Source organism: Solwaraspora sp. WMMA2059 (assembly GCF_027497315.1).
GTDB lineage: Bacteria > Actinomycetota > Actinomycetes > Mycobacteriales > Micromonosporaceae > Micromonospora_E.
In genome coordinates this window covers 3,206,248-3,231,500 of sequence record NZ_CP114908.1, presented here as the reverse complement: position 1 = coordinate 3,231,500, position 25,253 = coordinate 3,206,248, and the positions used below count along the sequence as shown (strand labels likewise).

Below are 25,253 nucleotides of genomic sequence, written 5' to 3'. Positions count from 1 at the left end.
CCGGTCGACGACGGCGACCCACTCACCATGATCGACCCACTGCCGCTGGCCGTACAGCAGCGGTATCCCGACCCGGGAACGGCCGTCCGCGACGTCGCGGCCCGGCTCAGCGTCGCCCGGGACTGGCGCGACGCCCCGCAGCGTGGTCAGCTGACGGCGGTCGAGGGGGTCGTCCTGGCCCTGCGTCGATCGGTAGTGACGTCGGGTCGCGCGGGAACCTGTCTGGCGGCGACCGTGCGGCTGCTGGCCGCACTGACCGAGCATGATCAACCAGGGTACGGAATCCTTCGGGTCCGGCCACCCCGGTACGCTCCGTGGAAGCGCCAGCCGGTCTCGATGTGATCGGCGGTGGCTGCCGATCGTTGACCACGGACTGGCGATTCCGTAGCCCAGCCGCGAAGGCTCCGTCGTGACGGCCGTGAGCGCGGACCCTTTCGCGGACCTGTTTCCCCTACTTGATACCTGTTCTGTAGTGGACGAAGGCGGCCCTGGGGGCATCCTGAAGCTCTCCGTTGACGGACCCTTCGCGGACCGGTGGCTCCGCCGCAGGTCAGAAGGGGTAGAACTTCGACCCAGTCGCAGCTCCCTCGGGAGCTGCCCCTTCATTGAGGCGGCGAGGACCTGGACACGCCCGCCGACCACCGGGGTGATGTCGCAGCTCCCTCGGGGGCTGTCCTTCGTTGAGGCGGGGGCACGGCGGTGGGGGGCACCTCGGGTACCGAGGTGCCCCCCACCGCCGTGAGGTGGGTCAGTGGGGGAGGGTGCCGGTCTGCAGGGCGGTGGTGAAGGTGCCCCACCGGGCGGTGCTGAAGGTGAGGGTAGGGCCGGTGCGGTCCTTGCTGTCGCGTACCTCGGCGCGCCCGGCGTGCCGGCGTGCCTCGACGCATGCTCCGCCGTTGCCGCCGCTGCGGCTGGAGGTGAACCAGGGGGTGTCGGGCTTCATCGCAGGTGCTCCTCGATCGGGATCGACTGCTCGCGGACCTCTCGGAAGATCCGACGGTACTCGGCCAACTCTTCCGGGCGCTCCAGGTAGCGAGCGCCCATATGGGACTCGACGTAGGCGATGTCGGGGTCGTCGGGGTCGGCGAAGTCGAGCAGGATGAACGGGCTGACCATTGCGGCGTGGGCACCGGCGGACCAGGGGAGAACCCGCACCTCCACCCGGACCCGTCGACCGACGCTGGCCAAGTGGGCGCGTTGCTCGGCCATCACAGCCGGGCCGCCGACCTCACGGGCCAGGGCACCAGCACCGAAGACGGCAACGATCCGGGCCGGCTCGGCCCGGTCGTAGTAGGAAATCTGCCGATCCAGCCGCAGCGACACCAGCCGTTCGATCTGCTGCTCCGACGCCTGCCGGTCGGCGGCCCGGAACACCGCTCGCATGTAGTCAGGCGTCTGGAGTAGACCGTGGATCAGCTCCGGGTCATAGAGCTGGATCTCGGTGGCGGCGGCTTCGAGGCCGAGGTACAAGCGGAACCAGTCCGGTACGGCGTCGCCGTGCGACTCCCACCAGCCGTGCTCGTCACACGCTCCGGCGAGCCGGGTCAACGCGTCCGTCGTCTCCGGGTCCGCACCGTAGAACCAGCACAGACCCCGTACCGTGTTCATCTTGACCGGGAACTTGCCGTTCTCGATGCGCCACAACGTCGTACGCGAACAGACCTTCGCCCGCTCCACCTCCTGCTCGGTGCGGGACGACTCCTCCCGCAGTCGGCGCAGCCGTCGCCCCAGCTGACGGCGCACCACAGTCGGTCCGGTGACCGGCATCGCTTCACCTTCCTCTCATCCGACACACACACCACCCATGCCGATGTTTCAAAATGAAACACCGGGCCGGGTTAGCCGCCGAACTCGCACGTCAGAGCCGTCACGGGTCGGCGTCCACCATCGAGTTTGCCGTAAGCGGGCGGAGGATGTGGTCCGCCACCAGGGTGGACCGGGGCGGACGGCTGGCGGCCGTTCTGCTGACTCGGCTGGCCGGGTTGGAAGCGGGCGTGTACCGCCCGGGCGTCGGGCGGGTGAGGATCAGCCGTCGAGGAAGTCGTCGACGTGGCGGATCAGCTCGGCCCAGGCGGGTTCGGCCGCGGTGAACAGGTGGTTGGCGCTGTCGAGCAGAACCAACCGGCTGTCGTCGATCAGCGCGGCGAGTTCCGTGGCGTCCGAGGCGGGGACCCGGGGGTCGTTTCGGGCGTGCAGGATCAGCGTGGGGCAGCGGACCTGTCCCGCCAGCGGGAACACGTCCATTGTAGTGATCATCTGGAAGAAGCGGACCAGGTTCTCCAGTGACGTGGTGCGTCGGGTGAAGGCGATGTACGCGTCCAACTCGGCCGGGGTGGCGTTGGGCAGGAACTGGGCGGCGTAGGCGCGCAGGAAGCTCGGGTCGGCGGACTGCCAGGCGACCGTGGCCAGGTCCAGGTCGACGTCGGCGACCCGGCGGTCCAGCTCGGTGCGGGCGCGGGCCAGCCGGCCCCGGGCGTGGCTGCTGATCAGGACCATCCGGGTGACCCGGTCCGGGCGCAGCGCCGCGTAGGCGATCGCGGTGGCGGCGGCCTGGGCCGTACCGATGATCGCGAAGGTGTCATATCCGGCGGCGTCGGCGACGGTGTCGAGGTCCTCGACCCACACCTGCGGTGAGGCCGACGGCGGGCACCAGTCGGACAGCCCGCAGCCCCGCTCGTCGTAGCGTAGCCCTCGCCGGCTGTCGCGCATCAGGTCCCGGTACCAGTGTATCCACATCGGATCGCGTCGGTCCAGGCCGAGGTGGGTCAGCCAGTTGGCGGTGGAGATCAGCGGGGGACCGGCGCCTCTGACGGTGTAGGCGAGCCGGGCGCCGTCCCTGGTCTGGCAAAACCGGACCGTGTCGTAGTCCTTGGGGGCGGCGACCGGGGTGACGTCGGCGACGAACTGGTAGCCGCGCCGGTGGACGGTGCGGATGACCTCCTGATGGCCGCCGGTCTCGCGGACCGAGTGACGGACGGCGCGCAGGGTCGAGGCGAAGACGGACTCGGTGACGTGCTGGCCGGACCAGAGCGTGTCCAGCAGTTCCTGCCTGGTGACCAGCCGGTCCCGGTGAGCGGCGAGGTGACACAGCAACTCGACGGCTCGCGGCTCCAACAGGATCTGCTGGCCCCGGTGGCGTAGTTGCCTGTGTTCCAGGTCCAACTCGTACTGGCCGAAGCGGAGTCGTGCGTGTGCCACCGCCGGAGCATAGCGGCATCGATGCCGCGGTCCTGATCGTGATCGAGGGGTTTGGCCAGGTAGTAGCGCTCCCAGCCGGTAACGGTTTGAAAACTTCACCCACGGTCTTGACACGGAGGGGGTGTTAGTAAGAACTTTTACCACTAACAGTTAACAGTCCTTCCCGAAAGGTTGGCGCCGATGGCTGACAGCGAGGTGGAGATCCCCGCGGGGACCGCGGTGGTCGACGCCCCGGGGCCGGCCGACACGGTGCTCGCCCGGATCCGGCTCACCGAGTTCACCGGTGCGCTGCGCCGGGTCGCCGACCAGGTGTTGACCGACCCGGCCGCGGCCGCCCGCGCCACCATCGTCGAGCTGGCCGAACGCAGCGGTACGTCGCCGGCGACGGTCACCCGGTTCTGCCGGGCACTCGGCTTCGACGGCTACGCCGACCTGCGGCTCGGCATCGCCGCCGAGACCGGCCGGGCCCGCGCCGCCGGCTGGACCGTCGACATCGGCCGGGAGATCCAGCCCGGCGACCCGCTCGACCGGGTGCTCGGCCAGATCATGGCCGCCGACACCCAGGCCATGCACGACACCGCCGCCCTGCTCGACCTCATCCAGGTGGAGCAGGCCGCCGACGCGGTCGCCGCCGCCAGCCGGGTCAACATCTTCGGCGCCAGCGGCAGCGCCCTGGTCGGCGAGGAGATGCAGTTCAGCCTGCACCGCATCGGCGTACCGGCCTGGGCCTGGACCGACCTGCACAACGGCCTGGCCAGCGCGGCGCTGATGCGCGACGGCGATGTGGCCCTCGGTATCTCGCACACCGGCCAGACCCGGGAGACCATCGAGATGGTCGCCGAGGCCGGCAGTCACGGCGCGACCACCGTCGCGCTGACCAGTTTCCCCCGCTCCACCCTGGCCGACCTGGCCGACATCGTCCTGCTCACCGCCCCCCAGGCGACCACCTTCCGACCGGACGCGCTCTCCGCCCGGCACCCGCAACTCGTCGTCCTCGACCTGCTCTACGTCGCCGTCGCGCAGCGGACCCACGACCGTGCGCACGCGGCGTTCCGCCGCACCGCCCGAGCCGTCGACGGTCACAAGGCCGTCGACCGGATCACGATCCGCCCCGCCGAAACCTCCAGCTGAGGAGCACACATCATGTCGATCTACCCCGATTCCGTGCGGATCCCGTCCGCCGTCGCCGGCGCCTCGGTGCGTCGGCGGACCCTGCTGCGCCGCGCGGCCGCCGCCGGGCTGCTGGCTGGTCCGGCGGCCGGCCTGCTCTCCGCCTGTGCCGGCAGCGACCCCGGCACGGGTACGGAGACCGGCACCAAGAGCGCCGACAACCCGTTCGGTGTCGCCGACGACAGCAGCGTCGACGTCGTCGTGTTCAACGGCGGCCTCGGTGACGAGTACCCCGAGTTCGACAAGACGCTCTTCGTGGCCAAGCACGACAGCGTCACCGTCAACCTCAGCTCCACCCAGAAGATCAAGACCGAGCAGCAGCCGAAGTTCTCCACCACCCCGGCCGACCTGATCAACAACTCGGGTGCCGACCTGATGGCGATCGACACCCTGATCAACGAGGGCGCGCTCACCGAGCTGACCCCGCTGCTGGACGCGCCGAGCTGGGACGACCCGGCCGTCAAGGTCCGCGACACGCTGCTGCCCGGCACCGTCGACGACGGTACGTTCGACGGCGAGTTCTTCCAGCTCAACTACGCGTACACGGTGTTCGGTCTCTGGTTCGACCAGGCGTTGTTCGACCGCAACGGGTGGGCGGTGCCGACCAGCTTCGACGAGTTCTTCACCCTCGCGCCGAAGATCAAGGCGGCCGGTGTCGCGCCGTTCGCCTTCGCCGGCAAGTACCCGTACTACATGCGCTGGCCGATCATGACCTGGATCTGGCTGGCCGGTGGCCGGCAGGCGGTCGTCGACATCGACAACCTGACCGAAGGCGCCTGGCAGACCGACGCGGTCACCGCCGCGATGAGCGCCGTCGAGAAGATGGTCGCCGACGGCTACACCCTCACCGGCAGCGACACCCTGACCCACACCGAGTCGCAGCAGGCCTGGCTGGACGGCAAGGCGGCGTTCCTGCCCTGCGGCACCTGGCTGGAGAACGAGATGCGGGCCACCATCCCCAGCGGCTTCCAGATGAAGATCGCCCCGGTGTGGAGCGTCGGCGCCGACGACGCCGCCCCGTACGGCACCGTGCAGGCCGGCTCCGGCGAAGGCTGGATCGTGCCGAAGAAGGCCGCCAACGCCCCCGGCGGCATGGAGTTCCTGCGGGCCATGCTCTCCAAGGAGGGCGCCGGCAAGTTCGCCGAGCTGACCAGCTCGCTCGCCTCGGTGAAGGGCTCCGGTGACAACGTCACCACCTCCACCGCGCTGACCTCGGCCAACGAGCTGATGAGCAACGCCCCCGGCGACCTGGTGTCGTTTCGTCACCCCGACTGGTACGCCGACCTGGACAAGGTGGAGCAGAACGCGATCGGTGAGCTGATGGCCGGTCGGATGACCGCCAAGGAGTTCCAGGACACCCTGCAGCAGGCGGCCGACGAGATCGCGGCGGACGACGCGGTGAACAAGTTCACCCGCTCCTGAGTCGTCGCTCCGCTGACCCGACCGAGCAGAAGGTGACCTGACGATGCAGCACGGAAAGGCCCGGTTCGTGACGGGCTTCCTGGCACTGCCGGTGGCGCTGTACGTGTTCTACGTCGTCTGGCCGTACGCCCAGGCGGCCGGCTACTCGCTGACCAACTGGGGCGGCTACTCCGACACCCAGGAGTTCGTCGGGCTGGCCAACTACGTCCAGATGTTCGGCGACGAGCTGATCCGTACGGCGTTCTGGCACAACGTCTTCTTCCTGGTCACCCTGCCGTTGTTCACCATCGCGCTGGCCCTGTTCCTTGCTTTCCTGCTCAACGTGGGCGGGCGTGGGGACAGGGCCGGCGTGCGGGGCGTCCGCGGCTCCGGCGTCTACAAGGTGATCTTCTTCTTCCCGCAGGTGCTGTCCCTGGTGCTGGTCGCCATCATGTGGGGCGCCATCTACCGGGGCGACAGCCAGGGGCTGCTCAACGGCATCCTGATCAGGATCGGTCTGGTCGACGCGGAGCAGCCGCTGAAGTTCGTCTCCGACCCGACGCCGTTCCTCGGCGTACCGGCGGTGCTGTGGTGGCTGCTGCTGATCGCCGTCTGGGGCGGGGTCGGCTTCTACATGGTGCTGTTCTCCGCCGCCATGCAGTCGATCCCGAAGGACATCTTCGAGGCGGCGATGCTCGACGGGGCCAGCCGGGTGACCAGCTTCCTGCGGATCACCCTGCCGCTGCTGCGCGACAGCATCTCGGTCGCCTGGGTCTACCTCGGCTTCATCGCCCTGGACATGTACGCGCTGGTCTTCGTGATGACCCCCAACCAGGGCGGCCCCGACCACGCCAGTGAGGTGTTCGCGTCGGTCATCAACTTCACCGCCTTCAACAAGGGCCAGTTCGGCTACGCCTGCGCGATCGGTGTCGCGCTGGCCATCTTCACGCTGCTGCTCGCCGCGATGCAGTTGCGGATCACCCGCCGTGAGCGGATCGAATTCTAGGGAGGGCCGCGCGATGAGTACTGTCACCAACCCACCGACCAGCGCGGCCAGCCCGCCGCCACCGCCGTCGAAGACCGCCGACGGTCGGCGTACCGCCCGGGCGCGGCCGCCCCGGCGGGCCGGCGCGGTCAGCGACTCCTTCTTCAACGGCTTCTCCCACCTGTTCCTGCTGATCTGGGGCGCGATGGTGGTGCTGCCGCTGCTGTGGGTGGTGATGTCGTCGTTCAAGGACGACGCGCAGATCATCCGGGAGCCGCTGTCGCTGATCCCGGACCAGCTGCACTGGGAGAACTTCGCCCGGGCCTGGGTCGACGGCGGCATCGGCGACTTCTTCGTCAACACCATCCTCATCGTCGGCGGCGGGGTCTTCCTGACCATGCTGCTCGGTTCGATGGCCGCCTACGTGCTGGCCCGGTACGAGTTCCCCGGCAACCGGGTCATCTACTACATGTTCCTGTCCGGGCTGACCCTGCCGGTGTTCATGGCCGCGGTGCCGTTGTACAAGGGTGTCTACAACACCGGCGTGTTCATCCCACTGCTCGGCCCCAACAGCCACGTGATGCTGATCCTCGTCTACGTGGCCTGGTCGCTGGCGTTCACGGTCTTCTTCATGCACTCGTTCTTCAAGACGCTGCCGACCACGGTCGCCGAGGCGGCGATGGTGGACGGCGCCTCGCACAGCACACTGTTCTTCCGGGTGATGTTGCCGATGTCGAAACCCGGGCTGATCAGCATCGGCATCTTCAACGTGATCGGCCAGTGGAACCAGTGGTACCTGCCGTACCTGCTGATGCAGCCCAACGGCGGCGAGGCGAAGAACCAGGTGATCGCCCAGGGCCTGATCGACCTGTCGGTGAACCAGGGCTACAAGTCCGACTGGTCGGGCCTGTTCGCCGGGGTGACCATGGCGATGCTGCCGGTGCTGCTGGTCTACATCGTCTTCCAGCGGCAGGTGCAGTCCGGCCTCACCGGCAGCGTCTCCAAGTAGGCGACGCCTCCAGGCCGCCGGTGGTGGTCAGTGCACGTATATGACGTCGACCATGTGCGCGCCCCCGGTGCGCGGCGGCGACAACAGATAGGTGGTCGACGCGGGCACCGCGAAGTAGAACGTCCAGCTGCTGGCATACCACCAGTTCGTCTGGTACAGGACCCCGCCGATCGGGTTGCACATGTAGTTGCTCACCGCCGCCTCGGCGGCATTCGCCGGCAACATGACGGCGATGATTGCGCTGAACGCGACGAGGGTACGGCGTAGTGCTTTCATAATCGTCCTCCCGGTGATTGAGGCGGATCTCGAATCTAACCGGCTGATTGACCCTGAGAAATGTTTCACTAGGTTCTCGACATACGCATTTCTGCGTTCTTGACGTGATCCTGACCATTGCCCGCCGGCACGGTTGCCCACCTGGGGTTCGCGGGTCTGATGCATGTGTGGCATTGCGATGCCACACATGCATCAGACCTGGAGAGCACCTGCCTCCGGCCCGGCAGGCGCGGGGACTGCCGGGCCGGCGGCCGTCGCACCCACGACCAGGGCCGATGTTGTCGTACGCCGGGGCAACAATGGTCGGGTGCTGGTGGCGGTGGCGGCGGGTCCGGGCGGCGGCGGCGCGCGGCGGCTGCTGCACGCCGACGGGCGACCCGCCGGCCCGGTCGAGGCCGTGCCCGACCTGGCGGCGGCCGCCGACCGGCCACCACCGTCGCAGCATCCGGCGGCCGGGCCGTCGCCATCGCAGGCACCGGCGGCGCGTCCGGTGCCCGAGCCGCGCTGGCTGTGGGCGACCACTGCGGCGATCTACCCGGCCATGCTGCGGGTCGGCGTACGGATCGATCGGTGCCATGACGTCGAGCTGACCGAGGCGCTGTTGCTCGGCTACGACGGACGCTGGGGCGAGCCCCGGTCACTCGCCGCCGCGTACGCCCGGCTGACCGGCGCACCGGTGCCACCCGACCCGCCCGCGCCGGGTGCCGCGCCACCCGGGCACGGTCAGACCGCGCTGTTCGACGGCGTGCCGGCCCCGACGACGGTCGCCGACCCGATCGACGCGCTCACCCGGGTGTACGCCGACCAGCAGCGCCGCATCGCGGGCACCGCCCGGCCGGACCGGTTCCGGTTGCTGGTCGCCGCCGAGTCGGCCGGCGCGTTGGTCGCCGCCGAAATGGGTGCCGCCGGGCTGCCGTTACGGGCCGACCTGCACGACGCACTGCTCACCGAGCTGCTCGGCGCACCGTCGCCGGTCGGCGGGCCGCCGCGCCGGCTGGCCGACCTCGCCGTTCGGATCGCCGCCGCGTTCGGAGTCCGGCAACTGCACGCCGACTCACCGGCCGAGGTGCTGCGGGCCTTCGCCCGGGTCGGGATCAGCCTGCCGAACACCCGGGCCTGGGTGCTGCGCGGCGTGGACCACCCCGCCGTCCCGCTGCTCATCGAGTACAAGGAACTGCACCGGATCTGGACCGCGCACGGCTGGGCGTGGCGGCAGGCCTGGGTCCGCGACGGCCGGTTCCGCCCCGAGTACGTGCCGGGCGGGGTGGTGTCCGGCCGGTGGGCCACCCGGGGCGGCGGGGCGTTGCAGATCCCCAAGGCGGTCCGCCGGGCGGTGGTCGCCGATCCCGGCTGGTGCTTCGTGGTGGCCGACGCCGCCCAGCTGGAGCCCCGCGTGCTCGCCGCGATGTCCGGTGACCGCCGGTTGGCCGCGGCTGGCGGCGCCGGTGACCTGTACGCCGCGCTGGCCCGCGACTCGTTCGGCGGTGACCGGGCCCGGGCGAAGGTCGCGTTGCTCGGTGCCATGTACGGGCAGACCGGCGGTGCCGCCGTGCCGGCCCTCGCCGTGCTGCGCCGCAGCTACCCGGTCGCATTCGAGTACCTGGAGGCGGCGGCCCGGACCGGGGAGACCGGTGGTCTGGTGCGTTCCTGGCTCGGCCGGACCTGTCCACCGTCCGACGTCGGCACCCCGGCCCGGGGGCGGTTCACCCGCAACTTCGTCGCCCAGGCGACCGCCGCCGAGTGGGCACTGGTCCTGCTGGCCACCGTCCGCCAGGCGATCGCCGGTACCGCCGCCGAGCTGGTCTTCTTCCAACACGATGAGGTGGTGGTGCACTGCCCGGCGACGCAGGCGGCGGCGGTCGCCGACGCCGTGCGGGAATGCGCCGGCCGGGCCACCACGGTGCTGTTCGGCGACACCCCGGTCCGGGTGCCGCTCGAGGTGTCCACCGTCACCTGCTACGCGGACGCCACCTGATCGCCACCTGATCGTTGGGCCCGTTGTGCGTTCCATCGGATCGGGCAGCGTTTGGCGGGCGCTGTGACCGCCGGCCGGGCTGGACCGGCCGGGCAGACGTTGCGGGGGTGGCTCAGCTGAGTCGGATCGCGGGGATGATCATCGCGGCTGGCGGGGGTCGGCGGATCGGCGGGCCGGAGGCCCTGCTGTACCGCGGCGACCAACTGCTGGTCGAGCGGGCGTTGCGGATCGTGGGGGAGACCGGCTGTGATCCGGTCGTGGTGGTCCTCGGCGCCGCCGCCGACCAGGTGCGCGACACCGCCGACCTGACCGGCGCCACCGTGGTGGTCAACCGGGCCTGGGGGACCGGGCTCGGCTCGTCGCTGCGGGTCGGGCTGGACGCGCTGAAGGACAGCGACGCGGAGGCGGTGGTGGTGTTCCCGGTCAACATGCCGGGGATCACCGCTGACGCGCTGCGCCGGGTGGCCGCGCTGCCGTACCCGGAGGTGCTGGTCTGCGCCACCTATGCCGGCACGCGCAGCTACCCGATGGTGTTCGGCCGACGGCACTGGGCGGCGATCGCGACCCTGGCCAACGCCGACGGCGGTGCCCGGCCGTACCTGCTGGCGCACACCGGCGAGGTGATCGACATCTCCTGCGACGGGGTCGCCGAAGGTGGGTTGGTGGACACCCCGGAGTCGGTGGCGGCGTGGGGGCTGGCGGTGCCGGTGCAGCGCACCCCGGCGTGACCCGAGGGCTCAGCTGGCGGTGAAGTGCCGGTGCACCGCCGGGATGGCCAGCCCGATGATGGCCAGCACCGACACGACGCTGAACACACCGCGGAGCACGACCACTTCGAACTTGCTGCCGGCCCTGATGGAGTACCGGTCCGGCGGGCCGAACATCCGCCACATGCGCCGGCCGATCGGGATCGGCCACAGGATCGGTACGCCGGCCCGGGTGATCAGGTCACCGAGGATGTGCACGAAGCAGCCGACCCCCATCGCCAGGCCGAGCATCGGGTAGCCCCGGTCACCGGGCAGGTGCAGGTAGGTGAAGTAGGCGGCGCCGAGCGACAGCAGGGTGACGATCACCCAGCCGGCGCGTTTGGCCCACTCGTCGAACAGCCCCCGCAACGCCAGGCCGATCATGAAGAACAGGATGGCGATCACCGCCCACTTGCCGTACGCGGCGCACAGCGCGGTGGTGCCCCAACCGACCAGCACGGTGAATGGAATGGTGTGGGTGAGGGTCCGGTGCCCGTTCTTGCGGTTCGGATCCTTGCTGAGCTTCGTCGCGTGGTAGACGCCGAGGGAGATCTTCTCGATGACCTCGGCGACGAACAGCGACGCCACCCCGAAGGTCCGGGCGACGGTGGCGCCGCCCTGGTTGCGGGTGACCTTGCCGGACAGGTCCAGGTCCGGGAAGAGCGCGCCGCCGGCGCAGACGGCGGTGCCGACCGCGATCATCAGTGGCGACTGCTCGTAGCCGGCGAACTGGTCGAGCGCCCAGGAACCGGCGAGCCACACGGTGGCACCGGACAGCGCGTGGGACGGACCCATCATGGTCGAGCTTCCTCCAAGGTCAACTTCTCGGCGGAGGCAACTCTGTCAGATGGTCGGGGCACCGTCCACACCGGTACGGCGGTCAGAGCACCCGGGTGACGCCTTCGCTGTCCACCCTGGGGTCGAGCCGGTCCGGGTCCAGGTTGACGCAGAGCACCACACTCGCGCCGACGGCGAGCGGCGCGAGCAGCCAGAACAGCGGGTGTTCGTGCTGGCCGCCGTCGACCATCACCCGGTCGCCGGCGGTGACGTCCTGCTGCGCGGCGATCTCCAGCGCCAGCGAACCCCACTCGGCGTAGCTGATCCCGTCCACGCTGGCCAGATCACCCGGCCGGACCAGCCCGTACGCCGGTGGCTGACCGGGGTACCGGCACGCCTCGGTGAGGAAGTCCCGGTAGCCCTCCGGTGGCGGGGTGCCCGCTGCGGCCCGGGCACCGATGTCGAGCATGAACCGGTGCCGCGCCCCGGGCACGTCCTCCAACCAGTCGTCGATCCGGCCGCGGGCGGCGAACACCGCGTCCAACGGTTCGTCGCCACCCGGCTCGATCACCGGCAGGCCGGCGGTGGCGGCCAGCCGGATCGACACCGACACCCCGATCGACCAGGCACCCAGCAGAACGGCGGCGGTCTGCCAGTGCGGCGGCAGGAGGATCGCCGCCCGGTCGCCGGTGACCAGCCCGCAGCCGTCGCGCAGCACCGCCGCGGTCCGGGCCGCCCAGGCACCAAGGGCGGTCGCGGAGAGTTCGGTCCGCTCGCCGGTGGCGTCGTCATAGCAGGTCAGCAGGGGCGTTTTCGGGTCGCCCGGGTAGATGCCCAGGCCGGGCGCGCTGGCGAGGGCGGAGGCGTCCATGCGTACTCCAGGGTGTGAATGATCGTCGCGGCCGACCCTACCGGGTCAGGGCGCCGGGGACCCGTAACCGCGCGGCCACGTCGCGCAGCCGGGGCCAGGTCACGGCGGTGGTACCGGGCGGGGCGCCGGAGGTCACCCGGCGCAGCATCCGGTCGGTCTCGTCCACGTCGGGCCGTCGTCTCGGGTCGCGGCGCAGCAGACCGGCGAGCACCGGCCGCAGCGGCCCGGCCCGGGTCGCCGGGTCCGGTGGCGCGGTGGCCAGCGCGGTCAGCGTCGCCATCGGAGTGGACCGGGCGTACGGGGGACGGCCCTGGACGGCGGCGTACAGCGTGGCGCCGAGCGACCACAGGTCGGCTGCCACGGTGGACGCCCCGTCCCGGGCGCGTTCCGGCGAGATGTACTGCGGCGAGCCGATCACCATCCCGGTCCGGGTGATCGAGCCGTCGCCGTCCAGGGTGGCGAGTCCGAAATCAGTCAGTACCACCCGGCCCCGGTCGCCGATCAGCACGTTGTGCGGCTTGACGTCGCGGTGCAGGACCCCGTGGCCGTGCGCGGCCCGCAGCGCGGCCAGCACCCGCCGGCCGATCGCCGCGACCCGTACCGGCGGCAGCGGGCCGTCCTCTGCGACGACCTGGTGCAGCGAGCGGGACCGGACGTACTCCATCACGATCAGCGGGCAGCCGGCGACGTGCCGTACGTCGTAGATGCGGACCACGTTGGGGTGGTTGAGCCGGGCGGCGCTGCGCGCCTCCCGCAGCGTACGGCGGCGCAGCGCCTCGCGTTCGGTGTCGTTCATCCAGTCCGGGGGCAGCACCTCCTTGACCGCGACGTCGCGGTGCAGGACCTCGTCGCGGGCCAGCCAGACACGTCCCATCCCGCCGCTGCCGACCGGACGCACGAGCCGGTAGCGGTCCGCGATCAGCTGCGGTCGCACGATCACCGTCTCCCATCGTCAGCCCACGACTGCATACAGTAGTTGTGGGCTGACGATGCCGGATCAGCTGGAGAAGTGGCGACCATCAGCCGTTTCGCTGCGCCGGGTGACCTAACAGCCGAGTGGCCACCGAGCAGCCGAGTCCGTCGACGAGTAGCTGAGTGTGTCGACGAGCCGCCGGGTACGCCTACGAGACGGCACCTCCGACCGCCGCGAGCAGGTTGCCGTCCGGCACGACGAGTTTGGCCGCGCCGCCGGCCAGCTGAGCGGCCGCCCGCCGGGTGTTGAAGCCCGGCGCCTCGCGGACCGCGGCGGCGTACGTGGCGGCGGTCTGCGCCGCGATCGTCGCCCAGCCGTACCGCCGGGTCACCAGTTGCCGGGCCGACCGGGCCACCCGCCGGGCGAACAGCTCGTCGGAGAGCAGCGTGTGCACTGCCTGGGCCAGCCCGTGCGGATCCTGCGGCCGGAACGTCGTACCGGTCACGCCGGGTTCGACGATCTCGGCGAGCCCGCCGGTGGCCGACACCGCCAGTGGCGCGCCGGCCGCCGCCGCCTCCAACGCCACCATGCCGAACGGCTCGTAGAGGCTCGGCACCACGGTCGCGTCGGTGGCGCCCAGCACCGCCGGCAGCTGCGACTCGGTCATGAACCCGGCGAAATAGATCAGATCGGCGACGCCGAGCCGCGCGGCCTGCGCCTGCAGCTCACCCCGGTACGGCCCGTCACCGGCGACGATCACCCGCAGCCCGGGATGGCGCTGGCGCAGCCAGGGCAGCGCCGCGATCAGGTGCTGGACGCCCTTTTCGTAGACCAGCCGGCCGGCGAAACCGATCAGTGGCCCATCGGCGGCGTACCGCTCCCGGGCCGCCGCCACCGCCCGCGTCGACGAGCGCCACACCCGGTCGTTCACCCCGTTGGCGATCACGTCCACCCGCGACGCCGGCAGCTCCAGCAAGTGGCTGACCTCCCAGCGCATGTAGCCGGAGCAGGCGATCACCCGGCACGACTCGTGGCCGAGCCAGTGTTCGATGGAGTGGATGGACTTGTTCATCTCGTCGGGGAGCCAGCCCTGGTGGCGGCCGGCCTCGGTGGCGTGGATGGTGGCGACGAGGGGGATGTCGAGGTGTTCCTTGAGGGTGACGGCGGTGTGGGTGACGAGCCAGTCGTGGGCGTGGATGACGTCGTATTCGGCGGTCTGGGTGGCGCGGAGTGCGGCGCGGGTGAGGGTGTGGTTGAAGGCCATGGTCCAGGCGAGGAGGCTGGGGGTGGCCAGGGGGAACAGGGGTGGGTCCTCGGCGGCGCGGATGATGCGGACGCCGTCGGCGTATTCCTCGAGGGGGGCGCCGGTGGCGTGGCGGGTGACGACGGTGACCTCGTGGCCGGCGTTGGCCAGGGCGACGGAGAGGGCGTGCACGTGCCGGCCCAGTCCGCCCACCACGACAGGTGGGTACTCCCAGGACAGCATCAGAATCCGCTGCGATCGTGGTGCGCGGATGTCGATCACGTCGGCGGCAGGTGACATCGACAGACCCCCCTCAATTCAAATCGGCGCGGACATGCGCGACCAGACACCTATTGCGGGTGCTGACGCGTCTTTGGGTTGCCGACGATACTGCCGGCAACGGGATAACCAGGGAAGACATTCGCGTTGCGCTGATGTAACAGGAACTGATCAGACTTGTCGGACCCGCAGTAGTTCGGCTACCGACCACGCCTGGAACGGGCAGCCGGTGGCGCCGTGTGGCGGATCCCCGTCGGCCGTTTCGCTGACCGAGCCGAGCCCGTACTCGCTCAGGTGGGCGGTCAGCCCGAGGAACACGTCGGAGACGTCCAGACCGGACCGCCGGGCCGCCGACACGTACGGGCCGATCAGCCACGGCCATACCGTGCCCTGGTGGTAGGCACCGTCACGGCGGGCAGGACCGCCCCGGTGCTGCCCGAGGTAGCCGGCTGAGTCCGGCGCCAGGCTGCGCAGACCCAGCGGGGTCAGCAGCGCAGCGCCGATCGCCCGCAGCGGTGCCGGGTCCGGCTCCAACGGGGCGTACGGCAGCGACCAGGCGAGCAGCTGGTTCGGGCGCAGCGCGTCGTCGTCTGCGTGCGGATCCCCGCCCAGCGGGTACTGCGCCGGGGTGTCCAGCACGTCGTAGAGCCAGCCCGACGGGGCCGGGTAGCGGGCCCGGAACGACTCCTGCGCCTTCGGGTACAGGCTCGCCGCCGCCCCCGGGTCGCCGTCCACCAGCTGCGCCAGTTCGCTCACCGCCGCCAGCCCGTTGACCCACAGGGCGTTCACCTCGACCGGCTTGCCTTCCCGGGAGGTGATCGGCACCCCGTACACCCGGGCGTCCATCCAGGTCAGAGCCTCGCCGCCGGTGCCGCCGGTGAGCAGCCCGTCGGCCTCGTCGACCCGGATGCCGAACCGGGTGCCGCGCAGGTGCGCGGCGACCACCTCGCGCAGCGCCGGCAGCAGCTCGGCCGCCAGGTCGATGTCGCTGGTCGCGGTGACGTGCCGGTCCACCGCGTGCAGAAACCACAGGGTGCCGTCGACGGTGTTGTACTCCACGTGCCCGGTGTCGGCGGTGTTCGCCAGCATCCCCTCGGACAGCGTCGCCGCGTAGCCGCGCAGCAGCTCACGTCCCTCGTCGGCCCGCCCGGTCGCCAGGAACAGGCCCTCGTACGAGGTCATCGTGTCCCGCGACCACGCCCCGAACCACGGGTAGCCGGCCACCACGTCCGGCCCGGTGCCGGTGCGCACCACGAACGCGTCGGCGGCCAGGGCCAGGGTGGCACCGACGGCGTCGGCGGGTTTCGCGGCCGCCACCACCGCCCGGTTCCGGGCCCGGGCGGCGGCGACGATCTCGGCCGCTGGTGCCGGGGACTGCTCCAGCTGCTCCGCCCACGCGGTCACCTCGGCCACCGCGCCGGGACCGTCGAGGGTGGCGGTGAAGCTGCCCGCGTACCACAGGTCCTCCTCGGCCCGCAGCCCGCGCGTCGCCTCCTCACGGTGGTACACGCCGTCCCACCAGGTTCCCGCCGGCACCCAGTCCGGTCCGTGTAGCCGGAACGCGCCCTCGACCACCGTCCCGCCGTCGACGTTGTCCATCCTCGGCGGGGGAGCCTGCCCGTCCCGTTCGCCGTGCGCGTCCCGCCAGGTGGTCACCGCAGCCAGGGTGAGGGTGACCGGTCCGCCGCTGACCAGCCGGTGGGTGACCGCCACGCACGGCGAGCCGTGCGTCATCGCGATCTCCCGTTCGATCACCACGTCGCCGATCCGCCACCGCCAGCGCGGCACCCCGTCGGTCAGGTCGAACCGCTCCAGCAGGGTGTGACCGGGCGGGTCGACCACGCCGGACGACCATTCGTGTACGCCGAGGCGGACCTGCGCGCCGGACGGCAGGGTGACCGCCGGGTCGAGGCTGACCAGTCCGATCCGCCGGGCCGCCGGGGTGGTGCCGGCGACCACCAGCAGGCCGTGGTAACGCCGGGTGCGCAGGCCACTGACCGTGCCCATCGCGTAGCCGCCCCGGCCGTCGGTGACCAGCCACTCCCGGCTGGCTCCGGCGGCCAGGTCGCCGCAGACCTGCGGGCCGAAGCTGATGTCGAGCAATGTTCCTCCATGGCTGGTCGACCGGCGCGAGCGGGCTGCGGGCCGGTGGCGGGACAGGGCTGGGGCGGTGGTACGGCGGGCGTGCTGGGCGGTCGGGCCGGCGAAACGGCGCTGGTGTGCCGGCAAGGTGACGGTCCGACAAGTGCCGGAAACACGTCCCAGGAAGAATGACCGACATGGTCAACTCCAGGCGGACGTATCGTGATCCGGAGCGCACCCGATTGGCGGAAGCCGACGCGGGTGAGCAACCGTGGCGGGCATGGGGGCCCTACGTGTCAGAGCGGGCATGGGGAACGGTACGGGAGGACTACAGCGAGCACGGTACGGCGTGGGACTACTTTCCGCATGATCATGCCCGATCCCGGGCGTACCGCTGGAACGAGGATGGCATGGCCGGCGTCTGTGACGACCGGCAGACGTTCTGCTTCGGCCTGGCGCTGTGGAACGGCGAGGACCCGATCCTCAAGGAGCGTATGTTCGGCCTGGGTGGCGACGGCGGCAACCACGGCGAGGACGCGAAGGACTACTGGTGGTACGAGGATTCCACGCCCACCCACTCCTGGATGCGTTGGCGCTACCACTATCCGCAGGCCGCCTTTCCGTACGACGATCTCGTCGCGGTCAACGGTATGCGCGGCCGCGACGAGACCGAGTATGAACTGGTCGACACCGGCATCTTCGACGACGACCGGTACTGGGCGGTAACCGTCGACTACGCCAAGGCGGGGCCGACCGACATGTGCATCGAGATCACCGTGGCCAACCGGGGCGACGCCGATGCCCGACTGCACGTCCTGCCCAGCCTGTGGTTCCGCAACACCTGGGGGTGGGGGCTGCCCGGCCGCGACCAGATCCCGGTGCTCACCGGCGACGGCGACCGCCTGGTCGGCCACCACTGGGTGCTCGGGCAGCTGGTGCTGCAGGGCGACGGCGACCCCACCCCGCTGCTGTGCGACAACGACAGCAACGCCGAGCGGCTCTGGGGCCAGCCGTCGCGTACCCCGTACCCGAAGGACGGCATCAACGACCACGTCGTCGACGGCGCCGACACGGTCAACCCGGAGCTGACCGGCACCAAGGGCGCACTGCACTACGTCCTCGACGTGCCGGCCGGCGGCGAGGACCGGATCCGGCTGCGGCTGACGTTGACCGCGCCGCCGCCGGGCAACAACCCGCCGCCCCGGCTCAACCTCGGTGCCGGGCACGCCGCGACGCTGGCCGCCCGGCACGCCGAGGCGGACCGCTACTACGACACCGTCATTCCGGCCGCCGCCACTGACGACGAACGTCTCGTCGCCCGCCGGGCATTCGCCGGTGTGCTCTGGGGCAAGCAGTTCTACCACTTCGACGTCGCCCAGTGGCTGGCCGGCGACCCGGCCAGCCCGCCGCCGCCGGACGGGCGCGGCCACGGCCGCAACGCCGCCTGGTGGCACATGAACAGCTTCGACGTCATCTCCATGCCGGACCCCTGGGAGTATCCCTGGTACGCCGCCTGGGATCTGGCGTTCCACTGCTCGACGCTGGCCCGGGTCGACCCGCAGTTCGCCAAGGACCAACTGCTGTTGCTGCTGCGCGAGTGGTACATGCACCCCAACGGGCAGATCCCGGCGTACGAGTGGGCTTTTGCCGACGTCAACCCACCGGTGCACGCCTGGGCGGCGCTGCGGGTGTTCGACATCGACGGCCGGCGCGACTTCGAGTTCCTCGCCCGGATCATGCACAAGCTGCTGCTCAACTTCACCTGGTGGGTCAACCGCAAGGACATCAACGGCAACAACGTCTTCGAGGGCGGCTTCCTCGGGCTGGACAACGTCGGGCCGTTCGACCGGTCCGCCGCGCTGCCGGTGGCCGGGGTGCTGGAGCAGTCCGACGGCACCGGCTGGATGGCGACGTACGCGCTGAACATGCTGGACATGGCGTTGACCCTGGCGGTGCACGACCACACCTACACCGACATCGCCACCAAGTTCCTGGAACACTTCGCCTACATCGCCGCCGCCGCGTACGACCAGGGGCTGTGGGACGAGGAGGACTCGTTCTTCTACGACCAGCTGCGGCTGCCCGACGGCGACACCCTGCCGCTGAAGGTACGGTCCGTGGTCGGCCTGCTGCCGCTGGCCGCCACCACCACGCTGCACTCCGGCACCCTGGCCCGGCTGCCGGAGCTGGCGGCCCGGCTGCGTTGGTTCCTGACCAACAAACCGGAGTACGCCGACGTGATCGGCGCCCGCCGGCTGGCCGGCGACGGCCGGCAGCACCGGCTGCTGTCGATGGTCGGCCCGGAGCAGATCGTGCGGATCCTCGCCCCGATGCTCGACGAGGAGGAGTTCCTCTCCCCGTACGGGCTGCGTACCCTGTCCCGGCGGCACCTCGACGAGCCGTTCACCGTCTCCCTCGGCGGACAGGACTTCACCGTCGGCTACGAGCCGGCCGAGTCGGCCAGCGGGCTGTTCGGCGGCAACTCCAACTGGCGGGGCCCGATCTGGATGCCCACCAACTACCTGCTGGTCTGCGCGTTGCGCGACTTCGCCACCTTTTTCGGCGACGACCTGCTGATCGAGTACCCGACCCGGTCCGGCTCCAAGCGCACCCTCAACGCGATCGCCGACGACCTGTCGCACCGGCTGATCTCGCTGTTCCTGCGCGACGGGTACGGCCGGCGGCCGATCTACGGCGCCGCCGAGACGTTCCAGCAGCACCCCGACTGGCGGGACCTGATCGCCTTCCCGGAGTACTTCCACGGCGACAACGGCGCCGGCCTGGGCGCCTGGCACCAGACCGGCTGGACGGCGCTGGTCGCCGACCTGATCCTGACGGTGCGGGCCGATCGGGGGGCTCAGCCGGGCTGAACCCGCCGGTGGGCGTACCCGGGTGCGTGCTCGGGACGCGGTCCGATGCCGATCAGGTAGGCGGGCAGTAGCGACGCCGGTGGGAACCGGCGCATCAGGGCCAGCAGCGGTGCCGGAGGGCCGCCCCGTCGACCCTCCAGGATCGGCCGCACCACGGTGCGGTGCATCACCTGCTGCAGGGTCTGCACCACGACGGTCGGCAGGGCCCGGCGGGCCCGTACCGTGGCCAGCTCCGCCGGGGTGATCCGGCCCCGGCGCAGCGGCCCGGCCAGCCGGGTCGCCGCCGCGACGGCGTCGGCGACGGCGAGGTTGATCCCGACCCCGCCCACCGGGCTCATGGCGTGGGCGGCGTCACCGATGCAGAGCAGGCCGTCGCGGTGCCAGCGGCGTAGCCGGTTCACCCGTACGTCCAGATGTTTGACGTCGTCCATGCTGGTCAGCGCGTCGAGCCGGTCGGCGAGCCGGGGCGCGACGGTGGCCACCTGACGCTGGAACGCCGCCAGCCCGCGGCTGCGCAGCTCGGCGTCGGTCCCCTTGCGGGCGATATAGGCGACCTGCAGGTGGCTCTCCCGGGGGAACACCACGACCATCGCGCCGTGGCCGGCGGCCGGTACCAGGCCCGACAGGTCGTCGGTGTCCCGCTGGGGCAGCCGGAACCACCAGACGTCGATCGGCACCGGAAACTCGCGGGGCCGCAGCCCGGCCGCCCGCCGTAGGGTCGACCAGCGTCCGTCGCAGGCCACGGTCAGCGCGGCCCGGATCTCGCCGGTCGCGCCGTCCGTGGTCCGGTAGCGCACCCCGGCGACCCGGTTACCGTCGTGCAGCAGGCCGGTCACCTCGGTCCCCATCCGCAGGGTGAAGGTCGGCTCGGCCGACGCCGCCCTGGCCAGCAGGTTGAGCAGGTCCCACTGCGGCACCATCGCGATGTACGGGTGCGGGGTGTGCAACCGGCGTAGATCTCCGATGACGATCCGCCGGCCGTCGCCGGTTGGAAAGGCGACCTCGTGGATCCGGCTCTGTGGCAGGGCGGCGAACTCGTCGCCGAGGCCGAGCTCGTCGAGCAGCCGCAACGTCGACGGGTGCACGGTGTCGCCGCGGAAGTCCCGCAGGAAGTCCTCGTGCTTCTCGCAGACGACGACCCGTACCCCGGCTCGGGCCAGCAGCAGGCCGAGCATCATGCCGGCCGGTCCACCACCGGAGACCACACAGTCGGCGGTGTCAGTGTCCAACGCGACCACCTCCATCGATTTCATCAGGCGTTGAATAAATCGACGATAGCGCGACCACGGCAATCCGTCCGACTCATCGGACCGGGTGTGGGCAACGACACCGATCGACTGAACGCGGGCGGGTCAGCCGACGAGCAGCGGCAGCAGAGTGAGCGAATTGACCGCACCGTGCACGGCGACGATCGCCCACACGTTGCGGTACCTCGACCACAGGTAGCCGAGGAACAGGCCGAGACCGCCGTTGAACATCAGCACCACCGCGACCGTGTCGGCCAGCGGGCCGGTGCCGACCCGATGGGTGTGCATCGCCGCGTACAGCAGCGCGGTCGCGGTGATCGCCGGCCAGCGGCCGAGCAGCGCCTCCAACCGCGTCTGCAGCAGCAGCCGGTAGAAGACCTCCTCCAGCACACTCGCGGTCAGGAAGGTCAGCAGCATTGCCGCGAGCAGGACCATCGGGTCGTACGCCCGGTAGCCGGACAGGTCGGACGGTCCGGCCAGCGGGCTGTGGTACGCCAACCAGGCCCAGCCGACGACCGCCGGCACTGGGCCCAGCCAGTACCAGCGCCCCGGGAGCGCCCGTCGATGCTCCCGACCGCCGGGCGGTGCTGCCGGCCAGGTCCGCAGCACCCACCATGCGCCGCCGAGCAGCAGTGCGACCTTCACCGGGCCGTACCAGACGCTTCCCGGCCCGAGGGGCAACGCCAGCGTGGCGAACGCCACCGCGACCGCGCCCAGGCCGACCACCTGCCGGGTGAGGGCCGCCCGCGCGTCGGCAACCGCCGGGCGCAACACCGGCAGTCGCGGCGGCACCAGCCTGGCCAGCAGCATCCCGGCGACCAACGGCACCACCACCGCGGCGACCGTCACCGGGGACGCCTCGACGTCCGCCGAGGTCGTCAATTCGCTACGCTCGGTGGCGAGTAGCCACAGCGGTGCGCCGCCGATCATCGTCAGGCCGAACCCGGTCAACAGCCGGTCCGGTGCGACGACGCGTGACGGCATGGCGCCGAGGGTAGCCAGCGGTCGCATCCCGACGTATGCGCGTACCGCCTCGAGATGGCACTGTCGCTGCCCTGGCCGACCGCACGGGTAGGGTGGCGGGCATGGCTGTCACCTCAGAGATGGTGCCGTTGGGCACCCCCGCGCCCGACTTCGCGCTGGCGGACGTCTCCGGTCACGTGGTCCGCCGCGACGACTTCGCCGACGCCCCGGCGCTGCTCGTCGCCTTTGTCTGCAACCACTGTCCCTACGTGAAGCATGTCGAGGTCGGACTCGCCAAGGTGCTCGCCGAGTTCCCGAACCTGGCAGTCGTCGGCATCTGCACCAACGACGTCGACGCCTACCCCGATGACGCCCCCGCGCAACTCGCCGCGCAGGCCCAGCGGGCCGGCTGGACGTTCCCGTACCTCGTCGACGCCACCCAGCAGATCGGGCGCGCCTACCAGGCGGTGTGCACACCGGACTTCTTCCTGTACGGCGCCGACCGCACCCTGGCCTACCGGGGCGCGTTCGACGACTCCACCCCGGGCAATGGCAAGCCGGTCACCGGGGCGGCGCTGCGGGCCGCGATCGAACTGGTGCTGGCCGGGCAGCCGGTACCCGAGCCGCACCAGCCCAGCATGGGCTGCTCGATCAAGTGGCGATCCTGACCGGACCGTCGGTGCGGGCGGCTTCCGGCCCCTGGTAAACCCCGATCGGCGGCCGCGCGTCAGTCCGGTATGACCCATCTGCGCGTACCGCTGATCCTCAGCCTCGCCGCACTGCTGGCCGCCGCCGGCTGCACCGCGGCCGACCCGACGGGAGCCGGCGTCGGCCAGCGGGAGTCACCCGTGGTGGTGGACCCAGGCTGGAGCGGACCGGGGGGACCGGACGGAACCAACGGCCCCGGCCCGGGCGAGCGCCGGGTGCGGTACGGCTGGTCGGTGCCGTCGCAGACCGTCGTGATCCGCAACGGCGTCCATCCGCCGGTCGCACCCCGGCCGGCTCCGCCGCTGCCGTACCTGGTGGAGGTCGAAGCCACCGACCACGCCGACGCCGACCCGGCGTACAGCCGGATCTCGTTCGTGTTCCGGTCCGGATTTCCGTCCTACGAGGTCGGTTACCAGCCACGGATCGTCTTCGACGGCACGGGTGAGCCGGTCGACCTGCCCGGCGACTGCTTTCTGCAGATTCGGTTCGTCACCGCGCAGGCACACGACGCGTACGGCCGGACGTCGGTCCGCCGATCGCCCGGCACCCAGCTGCGGCTGGGCAGCCTGCGTGGCTACGGGTTCGCCGGCGACTACGAGGGCCGGGTCACCTACGGTCTGGGTCTCGACCCGGCCGACGGGCCCGACCAGCCGCCGCCGGTACGGGTCGCCGAGGTCGGCCTCGACGGCCGGTTCATCGTCGCCGTCGACGTCGGGTACTGACCGCTGACCGCTGACCGCTTCCGGCTGGGGCTGTCACGGGGCCGCTGCGGGTTGAGGCTGTCGCGGGGCCGCTGCGGCTGGGGCCGTCGTACGGACCGTGACCCGGTCCGGCAGGATGTGGCCCGGCGGGTACGGGTACCGCCCGGAGCGGACCGACCGGGCGGACGGGACAGACAGGAGAGACGGTGTCTGACGCGGTGGTGGTCGGAGCCGGCATCATCGGGCTCAGCTGTGCCGTCCGGCTGCAGCAACGGGGACTACGGGTGACCGTGGTCACCGCCCACCCCGTCGAGCAGACCGTGTCGGCGGTGGCCGCCGCGGTCTGGTACCCGACCCGGACCGACGGCACGTCCCGGGTGCTCGACTGGGCCCGTCGCACCTTCGACGAACTGGCCGACCAGGCCCGGCAGCCGGTCCCGGGGGTGGTGATGCGACCGACCCGGATGCTGCTGCGTACCCCGGTCGACGATCCACCGTGGTGGGCGGCGGCCGTTCCCGACCTGCGTTACTGCCCGGTCACCCCGGTGGTGCCGGCCACCGGCGCCGGTCCGGCCGGTGAGGTGGTTGCCGAGTGGCGGTGCACGGTGCCCACCGTGGAGATGCGACCGTACCTGGACTGGCTCACCCGACGGTTCGTCTCCGCTGGCGGCGTCCTGCGCCAGCGTGACCTGTGCAATCTGGCCGAGGCGGGCCAGCTGGCGCCGGTGGTGGTGAACGCCACCGGCCTGGCCGCCGGTCGGTTGGCCGCCGATCCGGCGGTACATCCGATCCGCGGCCAGGTGGTGCTGGTGGCCAATCCAGGCATCGCCACCTCGGTACGCGACGAAGACCACCCCGACGGCGCCACGTACGTGCACCCCCGGCGACGCGACGTCGTGCTCGGCGGCACCTTCGAGCCAGGCGTCGACGGCGAACTGCCCGACCCGGCGACGAGCCGGGCGATCCGGGCCCGCTGCGCCGCACTCGTTCCCGAGCTGGCCGGTGCGGCGGTCCTTGCCCAGCGGGTCGGCCTGCGGCCTGGGCGGCACGGCGGTGCCCGGGTGGAGGCCGATCCCGCGCCGCCCGCCGGGGTCACGCAGCTGATTCACTGCTACGGCCACGGCGGTGCCGGCGTGACGCTGAGCTGGGGCTGCGCCGACGAGGTGGCGTCGCTCGCGGTCGAGCCTGCGTGACGGCGCCGGGCCGCCTTCAGCCGTCGGGCTGGTCGAGCGCGGTGACCGTCACCTGGTACGACGGCTCGTCGGCGTACTCCTCGCGGTAGCAGATCCGCTGGATCTGCCGGTCGGTGACAAACAGCGCCACGTCGACGAGGACGCCGAGGTGGGCGACGGTGCCGGCCGGTTCGTGGCGCTTGTCCTGCAGTACGTCGCCGATGCCGCCGAGGAAGTTCGTCGCGTAGCCGAACTGGTGCCCGCTCGGACGACGTACCACGACCTCCAGCGCAACCGGATCGGCCAGCGGCGTCCAGCCGCTGCGCTGCGCCGCGTCGCACGCTGCGGTCAGCAGGGTACGGACCCGCGCCGCCTGCCGATTACCGGCGGTGAAGATGGACAGTGTCTGATTCTTCAGTGGTGGCAGGCCCGGGACATCGAACGCCAACGCGAGCGCCTGACGGTCACGCATCAGGACCTCCTCAAAGATCGACGGCGGGGTGCGCCGGACGGTCGGCGGGCGTACCGGCGGGAAGAGCGGGTCGGCGGCGGCGACCGAGTCGTAACGAAAACTACCTACCCTGTTCACGCGTCGCCCAGGGTCCGTTCGTTCACGATCCCGGATCCAGCGTTGTGAACGGACCGGCTGCGCGGGCGCCGCGCTCCC

Annotated in this window: 22 protein-coding genes and 1 pseudogene; 11 read left to right on the top strand and 12 right to left on the bottom strand. The window is 71.2% G+C overall.

What is annotated here, in order from left to right; translation table 11 throughout:
• Positions 1-27 precede the first annotated feature (27 nt).
• The gene (locus O7553_RS14680) at positions 28-342 is read left to right on the top strand and encodes a hypothetical protein (RefSeq protein ID WP_281555347.1); all 315 of its coding nucleotides are present in this window, start codon (positions 28-30) and stop codon (positions 340-342) included.
• A 406-nt stretch (positions 343-748) separates the two neighbouring features.
• On the opposite strand, the gene O7553_RS14675 is transcribed toward O7553_RS14680, so the two are convergent.
• From O7553_RS14675 to O7553_RS14665, 3 genes are all read right to left on the bottom strand, one after another.
• Positions 749-943, bottom strand: coding sequence for a DUF397 domain-containing protein (locus O7553_RS14675; protein WP_281555346.1), 195 nt, complete (start codon positions 941-943; stop codon positions 749-751).
• A complete protein-coding gene (locus O7553_RS14670) occupies positions 940-1,767 on the bottom strand; it encodes a DUF5753 domain-containing protein (RefSeq protein WP_281555345.1) in 828 nt (275 codons plus the stop codon). Before O7553_RS14670 ends, O7553_RS14675 begins: the two co-directional genes overlap by 4 nt.
• A gap of 258 nt (positions 1,768-2,025) precedes the next feature.
• Positions 2,026-3,198 carry an alpha/beta fold hydrolase gene (locus O7553_RS14665; protein ID WP_281555344.1) on the bottom strand — a complete coding sequence of 391 codons (1,173 nt, stop codon included), beginning with the start codon at positions 3,196-3,198 and terminating at the stop codon, positions 2,026-2,028.
• A 180-nt stretch (positions 3,199-3,378) separates the two neighbouring features.
• Here O7553_RS14665 and O7553_RS14660 point away from each other — a divergent pair, with 180 nt between their 5' ends.
• From O7553_RS14660 to O7553_RS14645, 4 genes are all read left to right on the top strand, one after another.
• Positions 3,379-4,329, top strand: coding sequence for a MurR/RpiR family transcriptional regulator (locus O7553_RS14660; protein WP_281555343.1), 951 nt, complete (start codon positions 3,379-3,381; stop codon positions 4,327-4,329).
• Between the two features lie 12 nt (positions 4,330-4,341).
• Positions 4,342-5,790, top strand: coding sequence for an N-acetylglucosamine/diacetylchitobiose ABC transporter substrate-binding protein (ngcE, locus tag O7553_RS14655; RefSeq protein WP_281555342.1), 1,449 nt, complete (start codon positions 4,342-4,344; stop codon positions 5,788-5,790).
• A gap of 43 nt (positions 5,791-5,833) precedes the next feature.
• A complete protein-coding gene (locus tag O7553_RS14650; RefSeq protein ID WP_281555341.1) occupies positions 5,834-6,775 on the top strand; it encodes a sugar ABC transporter permease in 942 nt (313 codons plus the stop codon).
• Positions 6,776-6,959: 184 nt separating this feature from the next.
• Complete coding sequence (locus O7553_RS14645; protein WP_348650114.1) at positions 6,960-7,763, top strand: carbohydrate ABC transporter permease; 804 nt, start codon at positions 6,960-6,962, stop codon at positions 7,761-7,763.
• A 27-nt stretch (positions 7,764-7,790) separates the two neighbouring features.
• On the opposite strand, the gene O7553_RS14640 is transcribed toward O7553_RS14645, so the two are convergent.
• The gene (locus O7553_RS14640) at positions 7,791-8,039 is read right to left on the bottom strand and encodes a hypothetical protein (protein WP_281555340.1); all 249 of its coding nucleotides are present in this window, start codon (positions 8,037-8,039) and stop codon (positions 7,791-7,793) included.
• Between the two features lie 307 nt (positions 8,040-8,346).
• On the opposite strand from O7553_RS14640, the gene O7553_RS14635 reads away from it, so the two are divergent.
• Complete coding sequence (locus O7553_RS14635; protein WP_281555339.1) at positions 8,347-10,014, top strand: bifunctional 3'-5' exonuclease/DNA polymerase; 1,668 nt, start codon at positions 8,347-8,349, stop codon at positions 10,012-10,014.
• A 134-nt stretch (positions 10,015-10,148) separates the two neighbouring features.
• On the top strand, positions 10,149-10,742 hold the full coding sequence (locus O7553_RS14630; RefSeq protein WP_281555608.1) for a nucleotidyltransferase family protein: 594 nt from the start codon (positions 10,149-10,151) through the stop codon (positions 10,740-10,742).
• A 9-nt stretch (positions 10,743-10,751) separates the two neighbouring features.
• Here the strand turns inward: O7553_RS14630 and O7553_RS14625 are convergent, their stop codons facing one another.
• From O7553_RS14625 to O7553_RS14605, 5 genes and pseudogenes are all read right to left on the bottom strand, one after another.
• Positions 10,752-11,558 (bottom strand): metal-dependent hydrolase, encoded by an 807-nt coding sequence (locus O7553_RS14625; protein ID WP_281555338.1) that lies wholly within the window; start codon positions 11,556-11,558, stop codon positions 10,752-10,754.
• A gap of 82 nt (positions 11,559-11,640) precedes the next feature.
• Positions 11,641-12,408 (bottom strand): TIGR03089 family protein, encoded by a 768-nt coding sequence (locus tag O7553_RS14620; RefSeq protein WP_281555337.1) that lies wholly within the window; start codon positions 12,406-12,408, stop codon positions 11,641-11,643.
• A gap of 136 nt (positions 12,409-12,544) precedes the next feature.
• A pseudogene (locus tag O7553_RS14615) lies at positions 12,545-13,348 on the bottom strand (serine/threonine-protein kinase); the annotation flags it as partial.
• Positions 13,349-13,529: 181 nt separating this feature from the next.
• A complete protein-coding gene (locus O7553_RS14610) occupies positions 13,530-14,864 on the bottom strand; it encodes a glycosyltransferase family 4 protein (RefSeq protein ID WP_281555336.1) in 1,335 nt (444 codons plus the stop codon).
• A 150-nt stretch (positions 14,865-15,014) separates the two neighbouring features.
• The gene (locus O7553_RS14605) at positions 15,015-16,946 is read right to left on the bottom strand and encodes an amylo-alpha-1,6-glucosidase (RefSeq protein ID WP_281555335.1); all 1,932 of its coding nucleotides are present in this window, start codon (positions 16,944-16,946) and stop codon (positions 15,015-15,017) included.
• A gap of 176 nt (positions 16,947-17,122) precedes the next feature.
• Here O7553_RS14605 and O7553_RS14600 point away from each other — a divergent pair, with 176 nt between their 5' ends.
• Positions 17,123-19,795, top strand: coding sequence for a glucosidase (locus O7553_RS14600; protein WP_281555334.1), 2,673 nt, complete (start codon positions 17,123-17,125; stop codon positions 19,793-19,795).
• Here O7553_RS14600 and O7553_RS14595 read toward each other — a convergent pair.
• Positions 19,783-21,048: an FAD-dependent oxidoreductase gene (locus O7553_RS14595; protein ID WP_281555333.1), complete on the bottom strand. Its 1,266-nt coding sequence runs from the start codon at positions 21,046-21,048 to the stop codon at positions 19,783-19,785. The genes O7553_RS14600 and O7553_RS14595 overlap by 13 nt on opposite strands.
• A gap of 99 nt (positions 21,049-21,147) precedes the next feature.
• A complete protein-coding gene (locus O7553_RS14590; RefSeq protein ID WP_281555332.1) occupies positions 21,148-22,026 on the bottom strand; it encodes a CPBP family intramembrane glutamic endopeptidase in 879 nt (292 codons plus the stop codon).
• A gap of 101 nt (positions 22,027-22,127) precedes the next feature.
• On the opposite strand from O7553_RS14590, the gene O7553_RS14585 reads away from it, so the two are divergent.
• The 3 genes from O7553_RS14585 to O7553_RS14575 all read left to right on the top strand — a co-directional run bounded on the left by O7553_RS14585 (position 22,128) and on the right by O7553_RS14575 (position 24,607).
• The gene (locus O7553_RS14585; RefSeq protein ID WP_281555331.1) at positions 22,128-22,673 is read left to right on the top strand and encodes a thioredoxin family protein; all 546 of its coding nucleotides are present in this window, start codon (positions 22,128-22,130) and stop codon (positions 22,671-22,673) included.
• Positions 22,674-22,742: 69 nt separating this feature from the next.
• Positions 22,743-23,435 (top strand): hypothetical protein, encoded by a 693-nt coding sequence (locus O7553_RS14580; protein ID WP_281555330.1) that lies wholly within the window; start codon positions 22,743-22,745, stop codon positions 23,433-23,435.
• Between the two features lie 185 nt (positions 23,436-23,620).
• Positions 23,621-24,607 carry an FAD-dependent oxidoreductase gene (locus O7553_RS14575; protein ID WP_281555329.1) on the top strand — a complete coding sequence of 329 codons (987 nt, stop codon included), beginning with the start codon at positions 23,621-23,623 and terminating at the stop codon, positions 24,605-24,607.
• Positions 24,608-24,623: 16 nt separating this feature from the next.
• Here O7553_RS14575 and O7553_RS14570 read toward each other — a convergent pair whose 3' ends face one another.
• Entirely contained in the window at positions 24,624-25,058 is a 435-nt protein-coding gene (locus tag O7553_RS14570) for a hypothetical protein (protein ID WP_281555607.1), read from the bottom strand.
• Positions 25,059-25,253: the final 195 nt, after the last annotated feature.